The sequence below is a fragment of the Limosilactobacillus balticus genome, assembly GCF_014145615.1.
In the GTDB taxonomy this organism is placed as follows: domain Bacteria; phylum Bacillota; class Bacilli; order Lactobacillales; family Lactobacillaceae; genus Limosilactobacillus; species Limosilactobacillus balticus.
The window spans coordinates 112,628-128,225 of the sequence record NZ_JACIVH010000062.1 but is presented as its reverse complement, the minus strand read 5'-3'; the positions used below and the strand labels follow the sequence as shown (position 1 = coordinate 128,225).

The following is a 15,598-nucleotide window of genomic DNA, read 5'->3' as shown; positions in this document are numbered from 1 at the left end:
TGGAATATTCGGACCCTTTTAAGGGTAAGTGAGGTAGTACAAACACCGCTTAAAGCGGTGGCAAAGTAGTCAGAGCATTTTGGCTTGAGCAAAGCGAAAGCCAGCGCCTTGAGACGCCGGCTTTTATTATCGGCTTATAGCCGATGTGCAAACCACCCGTTTGACGGGTGGTTATGATTTTATTACACCAATTAGCAGATTTGTCTGGTCTTTAATTATGGTCCACAATAAATGAAGTCCGTATGCTGATAAGAAGGAAAGGATAATTGTCAAAAATACAAGAGAAGGGAAAATGATTGCGAGCGAAAGGTGTAGTCTTAAATGGTTCAATAATTGCCAACACCAATAGAGCCAAAAAACATGACTGAGGTAGGCACGATAGGCGTAGAGTGCAACCCAGTGAATAAGTGGTAACCATTGATTGTGGTTTTTTTGAAAGTTAAGCATCAAGGTAGCGATAAGGCTGATGGTAGCTAGATTGTAGAAAATCATTGAGGGTAGGTAATATGGGGCATTGGTAAGCTTGACTGGTAATCCGTAACTAAAAAAGTTAATTGTAACAATATAAAAGAGGATTAGCCAAAGGATAACTTGCATTAGCCAGTGATGCATTAAAAATGGTGCTAATTGGGATCGAAACTGCCATAGCAAAGTTCCGGCGACTGCATAGATTAAGAAACTAACAAATAGACGGTCAAAAAAATAAAACTGTTCTTTTAATGGACCATGAAATATTTGCAGGTCATAGCTATAAAACCAAAAACCTTCTAACAGTAATGTTAAGCAAAATATACTAATAGCCCTGTGAGGATGGTGGGTAACTAACCGTGCAAGCCACCAGAAGAGGGGCATTAAAATGATGAATTGAAGCATCATGGTGTTATACCATAAGTGCGGTGCAGCATTACCGTTAATAAATTGCCAACAGAACCCTTGCCAGTTATGGTAATGATAATGTTGCTGCAGTTGAGGGAGAAATAATAGATAAATGAACGTCCACCAAATAGTGGGGACAAATAAAATATGCCAGCGATTATGGATAAATTGAGGATATTCTAGGATGCTTGCCTGGGGATGCGTTCGAGTGGTTGAATAAAGAATGCCAAAGATAAAAGCAGGGGCACTGAATTTGACCGTTTCATAAATTCCACCAAAGAAAAATTGCTGACCAATTGGTGGATTAGTGTTCATTACAAAACTGATAACAGATTGAATAATAACGGCAAATACTGCCATCATTTTTTCAAAATCTCCAATATCAGCCCCTGCTAAATTATTAGATTGTTGCAAAATATTCCTCTTTTCGTAAAAAAAATTTAACTTTTCTAAGTATACATCGTTGTTATTAGAGGGGGATAGGAAACAGTAAATAAGCGAGAATTAGCAGTCTTGGTAGATATGAGAAAGTTAAAGAACAGCTTAAGAAGCTTAATTTTTTATAATTGGACCGTATCAATTTGTAAAAAGGTTGACTTTTTGAAAAAACAGTTTATCATTAACATTGTAAATTTAATGATTTACGTTATGTTGTTAGAAAGCACAGGACGTATTGATTTATATAGAAGGAGTGTTTATTAGATGGCAGTAGATTACGATTCCAAGAAATACTTGGAAAGTGTTGATGCTTACTGGCGTGCAGCTAACTACCTTTCAGTTGGTACATTGTACTTAATGGGTGATCCATTACTTCGCCAACCATTAAAGGCAGAAGATGTTAAGCCTAAGCCAATTGGTCACTGGGGTACTATTGTTCCTCAAAACTTCATTTACGCACACTTGAACCGTGTAATTAAGAAGTATGACCTTGATATGTTCTACATCGAAGGTTCAGGTCACGGTGGCCAAGTTATGGTTAACAACTCATACTTGGATGGTTCATACACTGAAATTTATCCTGAATATACACAAGACACTAAGGGAATGGCTAAGTTATTTAAGCACTTCTCATTCCCAGGCGGTACTGCATCACACGCTGCACCTGAAACACCAGGTTCAATCCACGAAGGTGGGGAACTTGGTTACTCACTTTCACACGGTGTTGGTGCTATCTTAGATAACCCAGAAGTTATTGCCGCTGTTGAAATCGGTGATGGTGAAGCTGAAACTGGTCCATTAATGGCATCATGGTTCTCAGACAAGTTCATCAACCCAATCAAGGATGGTGCGGTATTACCAATCATCCAAGTTAACGGATTCAAGATTTCTAACCCTACTATCCTTTCACGGATGAGTGACGAAGAACTTACTAAGTACTTCGAAGGTATGGGTTGGAAGCCATACTTTGTTTCAGCTTACAAAGAAGCTGACCGTGATGGTGAATTCAAGGGTTACAAGCCTCACATGGAAGTTCACGAAGAAATGGCTAAGACTTTGGACAAGGTTGTTGAAGAAATCAAGGCTATTCAAAAGAACGCTCGTGAAAACAATGATGATTCATTACCACAATGGCCAATGATTATCTTCCGTGCACCTAAGGGTTGGACTGGTCCTAAGACTGACCTTGATGGTAACCCAATTGAAAACTCATTCCGTGCACACCAAATTCCAGTTCCAGTATCCCAAGATGACATGGAACACAAGGACATCCTTGTTGACTGGTTGAAGTCATACAAGCCAGAAGAATTATTCGACGAAGATGGTCACCCAGTTGCTCTTGTTGAAGAGAACACACCAGAAGGTAACCGTCGTATGGCTATGAACCCTATCACTAATGGTGGTATCGATCCTAAGCCACTTGTATTGCCAAACTACCGTGATTTTGCTATTGATGTTCAAAATCCTGGTTCTGTTGTAAAGCAAGACATGCTTGAATGGGGTAAGTACCTCAACAAGATGGCTGAATTGAACCCAACTAACTTCCGTGGATTTGGTCCTGACGAATCTAAGTCAAACCGTCTTTACGCATTCCTTGATGGTCAAAAGCGTCAATGGATGGAAAGTGTCCACGAACCAAACGACGAAGATGTGGCTCCACAAGGTCGGATGATTGATTCACAACTTTCAGAACACCAAGCTGAAGGATTCCTTGAAGGTTACACATTAACTGGTCGTCACGGATTCTTCGCAACTTACGAAGCATTCGGTCGTGTTGTTGATTCAATGCTTACTCAACACATGAAGTGGTTACGTAAGGCTAAGGATCTTTACTGGCGTCACCAATACCCAGCATTGAACTTTGTTGATACTTCAACTGTATTCCAACAAGATCACAACGGTTACACTCACCAAGATCCAGGTCTATTGACTCACTTATTTGAAAAGGAACGTCCAGACCTCGTTAAGGAATACTTGCCAGCAGATACTAACTCATTAATGGCTGTATCTAACAAGGCATTCCGTAACCAAGAATGCATCAACCTCTTCGTAACTTCTAAGCACCCACGTGCACAATGGTTCTCTATTGATGAAGCTACCCAATTGGCTGACAATGGCCTTGGCTACATTGACTGGGCATCTACTGATCAAGGTGCTGAACCAGATGTTGTATTTGCATCTTCTGGTACTGAACCTACTGAAGAAGCTCTTGCAGCTATTGACATTCTTCATGACAACTTCCCTGAATTGAAGATTCGTTACATCAACATTATCGAAATTATGCGTTTGATGAACACTGACAAGAACCCTGAAGGTTTAACTGATGCTGAATTCAATAGTTACTTCACTACTGACAAGCCAGTTATCTTTGCATGGCACGGATTCCGTGACATGATCCAAGCATTGTTCTTCGATCGTGCTAACCGTAATGTTCACATTCACTCATACGAAGAAAATGGTGATATTACCACTCCATTCGACATGCGTGTATTAAACGAACTTGACCGGTTCCACTTAGCTAAGGACGCTATCCAAAGTGTTCCTGGTTATGAACAAAAGAGTGCTGCATTTGTTGCCAAGATGGACAACATGATCAACAAGCACAACCACTACATCCGTTCAGAAGGTAAGGACTTACCAGAAGTTACTAACTGGACTTGGAAGGGTCTTAAGTAATCAGCTACTGATTGCTAATTAAACACTTAATAAATTGAGAAAAGAGATCGAGTTTAACTCGGTCTCTTTTTTGATTCGAAATATAAAAATTGGTTAACTTGCTTACTTGTAAACCTTTTAAAATAAGAATAGACTTTAAATGAAGGTAATATTACTTTTGTTATAAAGGATAGAAGGTGGAGCTTATCAACACGAAAAAGAAAAGTCCTAAAAAGTTATCGTTTATTTCAATATATTTTTTAGGTATTAATGGTGTTATTGGTTCAGGTGCTTTTTTGCTACCACAAGTTATCTATAAGGATATGAATTTAGCAAGTGTCCTTGTCTTACTCTGTGCAGCTATTACGGTCAGCATGGTGGCATTATGTTATGCGGACCTTTCTAGTCGGTTCACTGGATCAGGCGCGGCATGGCTTTATTCCTATAATGCATTTGGCCGGTTTACTGGCTATGAGCTCGGCATCTTTACGTGGTTTCTGGGATGCTGTACTTTATCTGCCGAAGTGGTAGCTTTGTTGACTACCCTCCGAAGCTTTTTACCACTTTTTAATACTCATTGGATATACTATGTTTCTGTTTTTGGATTAATTTTGTTATTCTCAATTATTAATTTGTTCGGCCGGACGCTTGTTAAGTTGGTCGATAACCTCTCTTCAGCCGCAAAAATGATTACAATCCTTATTTTTATTGTTGTTGGCGTTTTTTGTATTCATTTTGCTAATTTTTCACCGGTAATCCCTCATGCAGCGACCACCGGAGCAATGCCGCTTGCCAAACATTTTGGCGCAGCTTTTAGTGTTGTTTTCTATATGTTTACCGGCTTTTCTTTTATTCCAATTGCCGCAAAGCAAATGACTGATCCGGAGAAAAATATTCCGCGCGTATTAATCGCCGTAATGGTTAGTGTAACGATTATGTATTCGCTAATGATGCTGGTTGCAATTGGGATATTGGGGACAACCATGAGTCATTATAGTACACCAATTGCAAATGCCTTTGGAACCGGCGTTGGTAAATGGGGGTATATTTTAGTGATTGTGGGAATGTTGATCAGTATTTTCGGGGTGGCATTTGCGGCCTCCTTTAACACGCCGTCATTAATTTCCTCACTAGCGAATGAACACGCGATGTTGCCAAAGTGGGTTGGTAAAAAGAACCGCCATGATGCACCCTGGGTAGCAATCATCCTGACAGCTGTTGTTTCAATGTTATTAGTTACTCAATCTTACCTCTTTCTTGTTTCTTGTATTGTGCTTGCTTCGTTTGTTCAATATGTGCCGTCAATTTTAGCAGTAATTAAGTTTAAACATACTGATGAATTTCCTAATCATGGGTTTAAACTTCCCGGAAAATATATCATTCCAGTGTTGGCACTCTTAATCTCATGCTATATGGTAACCAATTTCACAATTAAGACGATTACGGTTGGGGTTGTAGTTGCCGTCCTAGCCGCGGTTTCTTACTTCTTTGTTAAGGTGGATGAGAAACACGAGGCTCACCACCGTGCAATGTTGGAGAAACTAAAACACTAAGTCAAACAGTGTATAATAGGCGAGAGGTGGTTTGATGGAAATAACAATCAAACGAGATGGCTTAAAACTATATGGCCTTCTTGAGGGAACAACGACGATTAAAAACGATACGGTTGCAATTCTGATGCATGGCTTTAAGGGCAATCTGGGATATGATAATTCTAAAATTCTGTATACTCTTTCGCACTATTTAAACCAACAAGGAATCCCAACGTTACGCTTTGACTTTAATGGGACTGGCCATAGTGATGGTGAATTCCAGAATATGACAGTTTTTAGTGAAATCTTAGATGGAATGAAAATTATTGACTATGCTCATACAACTATGCAAGCAAAGAAGATTTACCTAATTGGTCATTCGCAAGGTGGGGTAGTTGCTTCTATGCTGGCGGCTTATTATCGCGATATTATTACAAAACTAGTACTGCTGGCACCAGCGGCAACCTTGAAAGATGATGCGCTAAAGGGAATCTGTCAGGGAAGCCAATATGACCCTAACCATATCCCCGAAACGGTTGATGTGAATGGCTTTACCGTTGGTGGCGACTACTTCCGAACGGCGCAGCTTTTACCAATTTACGAAACAGCGCAGCATTATAGTGGACCCACATTGTTAATTCATGGATTAGCTGATAATGTAGTTTCTCCTGAAGCTTCAAAGAAATATAATGTAATCATGTCTAACAGTGAGTTACATTTAATTCCTGAAGAAGGACATATGTTTAATGGCTCACGACGCCAAGAAATTATGGAACTAGTAGCTAACTTTTTAAAAAATTAGATTTAAAGGGACTGTGACATAAACCAAGTTATTTTCACAAAAGACAAATGGCGCAGTACAACAATGGCCTCCAACGCTCGGTAAAAAAACGAACATTGGAGGCCTATTGTTGCTTGCGGGGAATCGAAATGTACTCCTGTCTGGATACTTATTTCATGGTATAATTTAGCGTCAGATTAAATTTAGAGAAAAGGAGCGAGTGATTAACTATGAACTCAATTAAAGCAGCGTGTAAAACCTACTTGGTAATTGGGTCGCTAATTTTTGGAATGTTATTTGGGGCAGGAAATTTAATTTTTCCTGTACATTTAGGACAATTAGCCGGTAACCAGTGGATAGCAGCAACAGGCGGATTCTTGCTTTCTGGTGTTCTTTTACCGTTATTTGCATTACTTGCGATTAGTATTACACATGCAAATGGATTGTATGAACTGGCTTTACCAAATGGAAAAAAATTTGCCCTTATTTTCCTTGTCCTAGTGCAAATAATTATTGGACCTTTATGTGCAACTCCGCGTACGGCAACTGTTCCGTATACGATTGGAGTTGCACCATATTTAAGTAAAGGGATGCAAGGCTGGGGATTATTAGCCTATACCGGAGCTTTTTTTCTAATTGTTTACTTTTTTGCAACGCGTGAAGGAAAAATCACCGAGATAATTGGTAAGGTTTTAAATCCGATTTTCCTTATTATGTTATTTTTGATCTTTCTTCTTGCCTTTATTCATCCAATGGGAAGTACAACTACTCCCCAACCAACTCCAGAATATGTTACCCACGCCTTTAGTAATGGTTTTATTCAGGGATATAACACTGTTGATGCATTAGCAGCATTAGTTTTTGGCGTTACGATTATTACCGCAATCCGCCAACTTGGTTTTAAATCTCAACAATCAGTTTCACTTGCTACTACTAAGGGTGGGATGATTGGAATTTTGGGAATTGGGATTTTGTATATTGGACTAATTTATTTGGGGACAACAAGTCGGCACCAATTCGCAATCGCAGCTAATGGAGGGACAACATTAAATCAAATTGCTCATTATTATATGGGAGGTTTTGGAAATGTATTATTGTTAACCCTTGCGACAATTACTTGTATGACAACGGCGATGGGGTTAGTAGTCGCTTTTGCTCAGGATTTTCACTATCGTTTCCCTCAGATTTCTTATAAAGCCTTTTTACGGGGCAATTGCCTATTGTCATTTCTAGTTGCTAATATGGGATTAGACCGGATTGTTTCATGGTCGATACCGGTTTTAATGTTCCTTTACCCGTTAGCCATTGTGTTGATCCTACTAGGTATTTTTTCGCCCTTATTCAAGGGAGCTTCGTTAATTTACCGAATTACGACAGGTATAACAATGATTCCTGCGTTTTTTGATATGGTAAATGCTTTCCCACCGGTTTTACGGGATACCGCCTTTAGTATGTCATTGATTCATTTTGCAGAAAAGTACTTTCCTTTGTACCAACTTGGCTTTAGTTGGTTACCTTTTACCCTTGTTGGCCTATTCATCAGTATTTGTATTTGGTACCCTCAACAGCGGAGTCGTGTATAATATAAGAGAGATGAGGTGAGGAGTTATGCAACGACAGTATTTAAGTATTGATATTGGTGGGACAGAGATAAAGAGTGCTTTAATTGATCACTCGGGTAACATCTTTGAGAAAAATCACGTTCCAACTCCTCATCAAAAAGAAGTATTTCTGGCAGCAATCTTTGCCGTTGTTGAACCAGTTTTAGAAAAGGTTATTGCGATTTGTGTCAGTCTTCCAGGCGTCGTTAATCCGGCGACAGGAGAGGTAAAGTTTACTGGTGCCCTTGGTTTTATGGGAACCTTTAATTTTGCAGCCTATTTGGAATCACGAGCCCATTGTCCAGTATATGTTGGTAATGATGCTAATTGTGCGACATTAGCAGAAATGTGGCTTGGCAATCTCAATGGTATCAGTAATGGTGCTGTGATCACATTAGGGACTTCAGTTGGTGGCGGGATTGTTATTAATAACCAGCTCTTGCACGGGCCACATTTTCAGGCGGGTGAATTAAGTGCCATGATCATTGATAATGATGCGCCAGAACTTCACTATTCGACCATGGGGTCTACTACTTCAGCAGTTAAGATGATTGAAACCATGGCTGACATTTGTAATATTAAGGATAAAACTGATGGTCGGCGAGTATTTAAAGAAATTAATCGTCATAATCCAGTTGTTTGGTCCTTATTTGAAAGCTTTTGTCGCCGCGTAGCCGTCTTAATCTTAAATATCCAGACAGTTGTTGACCTTGAACGTGTGCTCATTGGCGGTGGCATTAGTGCGCAAAAAATTTTAATTGATGAAATAAAGAAGCAATTTATGATTCTGCAAAAGGATGATTACCGTCTTCACGATGATGTTACGATGCCGGAAATAATGACCGCAAAGTTTGGCAATGAAGCTAATTTATTAGGTGCATTATATGGATTGCTACTAACAATTGAATGAAAAAAGAGAGAGTGAGTGGGAATTAACCTTCTCGACAAGGCGGTGGGCTAAGGATAGAACGGTGATTAGCACGGTACGGGCTGATTATCGTTCGAACTTAGCTTCGAGCTTTGTGGTTAATTTCCACGATATCTTAAATAATGTTCGTATAAATAAAGAGGCTGTTGAAAAAACGAAGTTTTTTCTCAGCCTCTCTCTTTATCAACAATCTATTTTCTATACGGATAATGCGCCATTGTTGGGACCTCATTCCATGGAACGGGGAAACCAGCACCATGAGCACAGAAGACGGAATCAGGAGTGTTTTCTAGGTCAGCCACAGGATCATAATTAACATCTCTAATAACATCTTCAGCATTATGACATGGATAATAGCCAGCAACAACTAGCTCGAGTTGACCCTGGCCGTGAGTATAGGAGCGAACGCTTTGGGCGTAGTCACGCATGCCGACAACAGGAGCGGTTCCCGTAATCATGGTTAGGTCTTGATTATTAGCTTCATCAAGTGCGAACGTGCCATGCATTTGTTGAATATCATTAATTGTGCGCCCTACTTGGTCATTCGGAACTTTAAGATGGAAAGCATACCAAGGTTCTAATAATTGACATTCGTTTTGTTCCTTCAACTCCATCAATCCTTGACGAACTGCTCGCCAACTAGCCTGACGAAAATCCCCACCAACTGTATGTTTAATATGGCCGTGGCCACCAACGAGGGTGATTTTGACATCGGTAAGCGGAGCCCCTGTAAGAACCCCTAGATGTTCTTTAGCCTGTAAACTTGTTAGGATCTGGTGTTGCCAATTGCGATCAAGGATATCAAGACTACAGTCACTGCTAATTGTAATTCCAGAGCCTTGTTTTCCTGGTTCTAAAAGAAGGTGGGCTTCGGCATAGTGACGTAATGGTTCAAAGTGACCGACCCCTTCGACTTTGTTAGTAATCGTTTCTTGATAGAGAACGTTTCCCTCATCAAATGTAACTTCTAATTGGTAACGTTCTTGGAGCAATTGTTGCAGGATTTGAAGTTGAACTTCTCCCATAATTTGAACGTGGATCTCTTGGATGTGAGGATGCCAAGAGATCTGTAGTTGGGGATTTTCATCTTCAAGCTCTTTCAAGGCGTTGAGACAAGTATGAAGGTCCTCTTTATCAACTTTAACGGCATAATTTAAGACTGGTTTTATGACTGGCGCCGGGAGTAGCTTTGTTTTACCAAGACCAAGTCCAGGGGATGTGGAAGTTAATCCTGTAAGAGCACCGACTTGACCTGCGTTTAAAACCTGACTCGGGGTAAATTTAGCTCCGTTATATATTCGGATTTGGTTCACTTTTTCTTCGTTTAATAAAACTGATTTAGCGGGAATTTTGCCACCAAATACGCGAACCCAACTAAGTCTGTTGCCCTTGTCATCATGGGAAATCTTAAATACCCGTGCCGCAAACTCATCAGCGAACTCAGGCGTAACAGTCCATTTCTCAAGACCCTGTAAGAAATTAGTGATTCCAGTTAACTTTAGGGCTGCTCCGCTATAACAAGGGAACACTTTACGTTGCTGAATCAATTGTTGAATTGTTTGATCGTTAAGACTGCCAGTACTGAGGTAGTTTTCTAAAACTGTATCATCCTGCATGGCAATTGTTTCACGAACTTCATCAGTTAATGGATCAGCAAAATCAAGGCAAGCCGGCGAAAATTCTTTTTGCAGTTGCTTGATAACACCACTAGGATCAGCACCAATCACGTCATTTTTATTGATGAAAATGAAGGTCGGGATATCATAACGCGCAAGAAGATCCCATAATGTGCGCGTGTATCCCTGAATGCCGTCAGTGGCTGAAATTACAAGAATTGCATAATCAAGAACTGGCAAGACTTGCTCTGTTTGACTAGCAAAATCGACGTGTCCCGGAGTATCGAGAAGGGTAAGTGCAAGGTCATTATAGGTAAGTTCAGCTTGATGGGTAAAAAGGGTGATTCCACGTTGCTTTTCGAGTGTGTTAGGATCTAAAAAAGCATCCCCATTATCCACGCGGCCTAGCTTTCGGATAGTCCCGGTTTTATACATGAGGGCTTCGGTTAAAGTCGTTTTTCCAGCATCGACATGCGCAACGATACCAGTAACAATTTGTTTCACCGTTTTTTCACCTAGTTAACATGGTCGTTTTTGCGAACAACAAGAACATCACATTTTGCCATTCGACTAACATAGTGAGTAACAGAGCCAAGAACAAAGCGTTCAAGGCCAGATACCCCAGTCGCACCAAGAACAATTAAGTCTGTATTGTGATCTGATGGAAATTCGTGGGCAATAACGCGTTTAGGATTTCCGAACCGGATATGAACGTTAACGTCTTCAACCCCCGCATCGACCGCGCGCTTTTTCAAGTCGTCGAGTCGTTCTTTGGTGGTTTTAACAATGTTATATGTTTCTTCGTTGCTAAGGGCCGCATTACTATAGCCATCCGTTAGTTGCGTTACTTGAACAATCCGTAAGATATCAAGGCTAGCATGATTTCGCAGGGCAGAATCAATGGCACTTTCTAAGACATTACTAGTAATTTTTGAACCATCGACAGCAACCAGAATGTGTTTGTATGGATAAATTTCTGTCATAATAGACACCTCCGAAAGTTTATACCTTTATTATAAAATGTTTTTGCCCTAAAAAGATGTAAAAAAGAAAGTATTTTTTACTTTGTTAATAACATCTTGCAAACGCTTACTAAAAGACGTACACTACAATTGGATGAATAAATGACAAAAGTAAAGTTTTAGTCTATTTATGTTGATGCTTTTATAAGAGGGTGCAAGTTATGCGTTATGTTTCAATGACTTCTCATAATATTGGAATGAATTTAGCTACAGAACAATATTTAATGAATAATAAGGATTTTGGGAAAGAACCTTTAGTACTATTTTATTATGAAGAACCATGTATTATTGTGGGGCGGAACCAAAATACGCTTGAAGAGATTAATCATGATTATGTAAAGGAACACAATATTCGGGTAACCCGTCGTTTATCAGGCGGTGGTGCTGTTTATCAAGACTTAGGGAACCTCTGTTTTAGTTTTGTGGTTCCAAGTGATAGTGAAGAATTCGGTGACTTTAAATCATTTACCCAGCCAATTGTTAATGTCCTTCATCAAATGGGCGCTACTAGTGCAGAAGTTAGCGGTCGTAATGACATTTTAGTTGATGGCAAGAAATTCTCGGGGAATGCGATGTATTCGCGTAATGGAAAGACATTCTCCCATGGAACTTTAATGCTTGACGTTGACTTAAGTGTCGTCGCTGATGCCCTTCATGTGGCAAAAGATAAGATTGCTTCAAAAGGGATCAAATCCGTTCGATCACGGGTTACGAACCTCCGCCCATACTTGGATGAAAAGTACCAAGATATTGATGTGCCAACATTTAGGGATGAATTGCTAAAGGGTCTCTTCCACGTTGACGACCTTGAAGAGATTAAGGATAAGCAATACGTGGTTACTCCCGAAGATCAAAAAGAAATTGATAAGATCTATGAGCAGTACTATAACAACTGGGATTGGGTCTATGGTAAGTCGCCAGAGTTTACGGTTAAGCGGCGGAAACACTTTGACATGGGGACAATTGATGCCCGCTTTGATGTTAAAGATGGCGTAATCAAAAACGTGAAATTCTATGGCGATTTCTTTGGCCCCCAGGATATTAACCAATTAGCAGAAAAACTCCAAGGAGTTAAGTATGACCATGATGAGATTGCTAAGATCCTTGAAGCGGAAGGAACCCAACAATATATTACGGGAATTCCAACCGCTGAAGTAGCTGATTTACTCGCATAATTGAGCTTTTTAACTTAATTTAGTAAAATGAGGAGTGTAATTAATCGTTACATTCCTTTTTCATTAATTAAGGGATGTAAAAATATTGGTCATCCGCGGGGATAGCAAGAAAGAAAGTTGGCAAAATAAATGAAAAACAATGAAAAAGTTGTTATTGTAACATCAGTAGCAGCAGTAATTGCATTAGTCCTAGATGCTTTTATGTTTGTTCAGCATGGTCACTCGCTGACATCACCATCTGTATGGCCGCGGCTGCTCCTCTTTATCGTTTTAGCAATCATTATTAACGGATTATCGTTTTTAAAGATGCGCTTTTGTGGATATGCAACGATTTTAGTAAATCTTTATTTTGCAATCGCTAGTTTAGCCGCATTTCAAATGGTAAGTCCACGAGAAAGTGCATATGGATTATTTATTCAAGCACTAAGTATTGTTGGAATTTTAGTAGGAGCTGCTGGTGTTTATTATGGTGCAAAACAGCGTGCAGACTATACAAAAGCTAAAATTGAAAAAATGAAGGAGCAAATGAAAAAATGAAGATGTCAGTAGCTGATTATTTGTCACAGTTGACGAGCGATCAGGTTGTGACAGAAGAAGTTGAAAAAACTGCTGCCCAAGCACAGCAAAAAACAGTATTAACAACTGCGATTAATTTTATAATTGAACAGCTTGATACGGGACACCTTGGTCAATATAAGATGAATATTAAAATGAAAAAAGGTGACCCGGTTAGCTTTCGCTTAGAAACCAACCTAATCAACATACCGATGGATGAGGCAGAGCGATTAGATGTTAAATTATTGGATAAAGAGATTGAGTATCCTGTTAATCTTTATTTAGTAATGGAGAGTGAAGATATCAATAAAACGGGACTGCGGATCGATGAATTAGCAAATGAAACCGATCAAGGCGGAAAGACAACTGATTTGGTTACTAAAGCTCAAGAATGGGTAGCCGAACACCTTGCAGATGTAATGGAAGCAAGAGCATAAGAGTTGCATCAATGGGTCAAATATGTTAGATTATAGTTTGCGATGAGTCGAGAGGTCTGGTAGCGACCCTAAGAGCTACCATTGACATTTTGACAAGTGGGACACATTAACTCACCGGATTGTGAGGTGTCCAGTTAATCGGCCATGTGGACAGTGTTGATTGACTTGAGATAGTATCAATACACGAAAAATCGGAATACTTAGTATGCTTAGTACTAGGTATTCCGGTTTTTTTAGTTGATTAATTTTCGATAGATAAAGCCAAGCCAAGGTAGCAGAGTAATAATCGCAGTTACAAATAGTAGTCCAAGATGACTAACCGATAGATGATCAAGGTCGGCGTAAAGATAATAAGTTGGAAATAGTTTTTGAACATTAGTAAAAAAATCAATAAAAGAATTAGCTGGTAAGAGGTGTTTCCACGGAATAATAAAAGTTGCGATTATAAATAGGATCGGGGTTCCAGCGGCATCGACAGTTGGTGCGTCAAAGGAAAGCCCAATTGCAAACCCGATCACGCTTAGATATATTCCGATGATATTGGTTAACAAAATACTAGTGATAGTAATGAAGTTGAATTCGATAGTATGAAGAAAAATAGCAAGAATCATAATTACGATGGTGATGAACAAATTGATGATGACTTGGGTAATTAATTGCGAAAATAAATAGTTCCACAGAGAATAGTGGCTAATGTGCGATTGAAGGATATAGAAGTCCTTATTACTACAAATCCGTTTGCTGAAAGTAACGATTGAATTGCCGAGTATTCCCATCAGGAGAGCAAGCAAGAGTAAAGCGAGCCGGAAGTTGCCTGTAGCGGGGAGGGATGTACTAGCAACTTGAATCATAAACACATACCAAATACCTGGTAGGAGAATAGTAAAAAGAAAGAAACGACGATTGCGTAAAACTTGTTTTAGTTGAATTGCTATGATACTCATAAGAAAACTCCTAACGATTATGTTGGCGATACCATTGTTCTATTGTCTGATTATGTTGGTGGATTTCCTTAACAGGGATGTCTTGAGAGATTTGGCCATCTTTAAGGAGCAGAACACGGGAAAAGAATTTATCAATTTGATTGAAATCATGAGTAATAACTAAAATACTTCCCGAAACCTTTTCAATAAAATGCCAAAAATAGTCAATTGATTCTAAATCCATCCCAACAGTCGGTTCGTCTAGGATCAAAAGCTTGGACTGACGGAGGACACTAAGCAAAAGCGAAAGGCGACGTTTTTGTCCACCTGATAATTTCGCAATAATTGTATTTTGCTGGGATGATAATTTAAATTGATCAAGAAGATAATTGATTCGTTGTTTTGAATCAACCTTAGTTATGGCGGCTGTCAAGATAATCTGCTCTTTAACTTTTAGGGTCGGAATTAAAACATTTTCTTGGGACATGATATTTAAAGAATTATTTTTATTAAAATACCATTTAACAGTACCTTCGTTGGGTTTCAAGGCACCTTCAATTATCTTTACTAAAGTTGTTTTACCAGCGCCGTTACTTCCAAGGAGGGCAATGCGTTCATTATTATAAATAGTTAAATCAAGGTTGTTGAGAACTGGTGTGTTAAAAGTTTTAACAATATTATTAAGTTTTACCAGTGGTTGATTAAAGTCGTTTGTTCCCAGAATGAGGCGGTCTAATGAAACATTAAAAACTTTGGCAAGCAAAATTAGCTTGTCGATACTTGGTTCAGCATCCCCATTTTCCCATTTAGAGACGGCCTGTCGGGAAACAAATAGGCGCGTAGCCAGTTCAGCTTGTGATAATTGTTTTTCAGTCCGCAATTTGAGCAGTTGATGCGGGAAAGAGTACGGCATAGCAAAAAGCTCCTTTTCAAAATCTATATTTAGAATTTAATTGGATCTGCCTAAAAGGTCAATAGAATCCTTAGATAACAACAATTGCTCACCCTGCTACTATTAGTTGCATATTAATTTCCCAGGAAATAAAAAAGTACAGATAG

General features: G+C 39.3%; 13 protein-coding genes. 8 read left to right on the top strand and 5 right to left on the bottom strand.

What is annotated here, in order from left to right:
• Positions 1-171: 171 nt before the first annotated feature.
• On the bottom strand, positions 172-1,290 hold the full coding sequence (locus H5S10_RS04305) for an acyltransferase family protein (RefSeq protein WP_182588862.1): 1,119 nt from the start codon (positions 1,288-1,290) through the stop codon (positions 172-174).
• A gap of 288 nt (positions 1,291-1,578) precedes the next feature.
• Between H5S10_RS04305 and H5S10_RS04300 the strand changes: the two genes are divergently transcribed.
• From H5S10_RS04300 to H5S10_RS04280, 5 genes are all read left to right on the top strand, one after another.
• On the top strand, positions 1,579-3,990 hold the full coding sequence (locus H5S10_RS04300) for a phosphoketolase family protein (protein ID WP_182588861.1): 2,412 nt from the start codon (positions 1,579-1,581) through the stop codon (positions 3,988-3,990).
• Between the two features lie 176 nt (positions 3,991-4,166).
• Positions 4,167-5,522, top strand: a complete 1,356-nt coding sequence (locus H5S10_RS04295) for an APC family permease (protein WP_182588860.1) — start codon at positions 4,167-4,169, stop codon at positions 5,520-5,522.
• Between the two features lie 34 nt (positions 5,523-5,556).
• A complete protein-coding gene (locus tag H5S10_RS04290) occupies positions 5,557-6,303 on the top strand; it encodes an alpha/beta hydrolase (protein ID WP_182588859.1) in 747 nt (248 codons plus the stop codon).
• Between the two features lie 209 nt (positions 6,304-6,512).
• The gene (gene brnQ, locus H5S10_RS04285; RefSeq protein ID WP_182588858.1) at positions 6,513-7,865 is read left to right on the top strand and encodes a branched-chain amino acid transport system II carrier protein; all 1,353 of its coding nucleotides are present in this window, start codon (positions 6,513-6,515) and stop codon (positions 7,863-7,865) included.
• Between the two features lie 25 nt (positions 7,866-7,890).
• Positions 7,891-8,793, top strand: coding sequence for an ROK family protein (locus H5S10_RS04280; protein ID WP_182588857.1), 903 nt, complete (start codon positions 7,891-7,893; stop codon positions 8,791-8,793).
• A 209-nt stretch (positions 8,794-9,002) separates the two neighbouring features.
• On the opposite strand, the gene H5S10_RS04275 is transcribed toward H5S10_RS04280, so the two are convergent.
• A complete protein-coding gene (locus tag H5S10_RS04275; protein WP_182588856.1) occupies positions 9,003-10,931 on the bottom strand; it encodes an elongation factor G in 1,929 nt (642 codons plus the stop codon).
• A gap of 11 nt (positions 10,932-10,942) precedes the next feature.
• A complete protein-coding gene (locus H5S10_RS04270; RefSeq protein ID WP_003664906.1) occupies positions 10,943-11,410 on the bottom strand; it encodes a universal stress protein in 468 nt (155 codons plus the stop codon).
• Between the two features lie 200 nt (positions 11,411-11,610).
• Here H5S10_RS04270 and H5S10_RS04265 point away from each other — a divergent pair, with 200 nt between their 5' ends.
• From H5S10_RS04265 to H5S10_RS04255, 3 genes are all read left to right on the top strand, one after another.
• Entirely contained in the window at positions 11,611-12,624 is a 1,014-nt protein-coding gene (locus tag H5S10_RS04265; RefSeq protein WP_182587070.1) for a lipoate--protein ligase, read from the top strand.
• Between the two features lie 129 nt (positions 12,625-12,753).
• Positions 12,754-13,161: a hypothetical protein gene (locus H5S10_RS04260; protein ID WP_182588855.1), complete on the top strand. Its 408-nt coding sequence runs from the start codon at positions 12,754-12,756 to the stop codon at positions 13,159-13,161.
• Positions 13,158-13,616, top strand: coding sequence for a hypothetical protein (locus H5S10_RS04255; protein ID WP_182587068.1), 459 nt, complete (start codon positions 13,158-13,160; stop codon positions 13,614-13,616). The genes H5S10_RS04260 and H5S10_RS04255 overlap by 4 nt, the downstream gene beginning before the upstream one ends.
• Positions 13,617-13,849: 233 nt before the next feature.
• Here the strand turns inward: H5S10_RS04255 and H5S10_RS04250 are convergent, their stop codons facing one another.
• Positions 13,850-14,560 carry a lantibiotic ABC transporter permease gene (locus H5S10_RS04250; protein ID WP_182588854.1) on the bottom strand — a complete coding sequence of 237 codons (711 nt, stop codon included), beginning with the start codon at positions 14,558-14,560 and terminating at the stop codon, positions 13,850-13,852.
• A gap of 10 nt (positions 14,561-14,570) precedes the next feature.
• Positions 14,571-15,452 (bottom strand): XRE family transcriptional regulator, encoded by an 882-nt coding sequence (locus H5S10_RS04245; protein ID WP_182587066.1) that lies wholly within the window; start codon positions 15,450-15,452, stop codon positions 14,571-14,573.
• Positions 15,453-15,598: the final 146 nt, after the last annotated feature.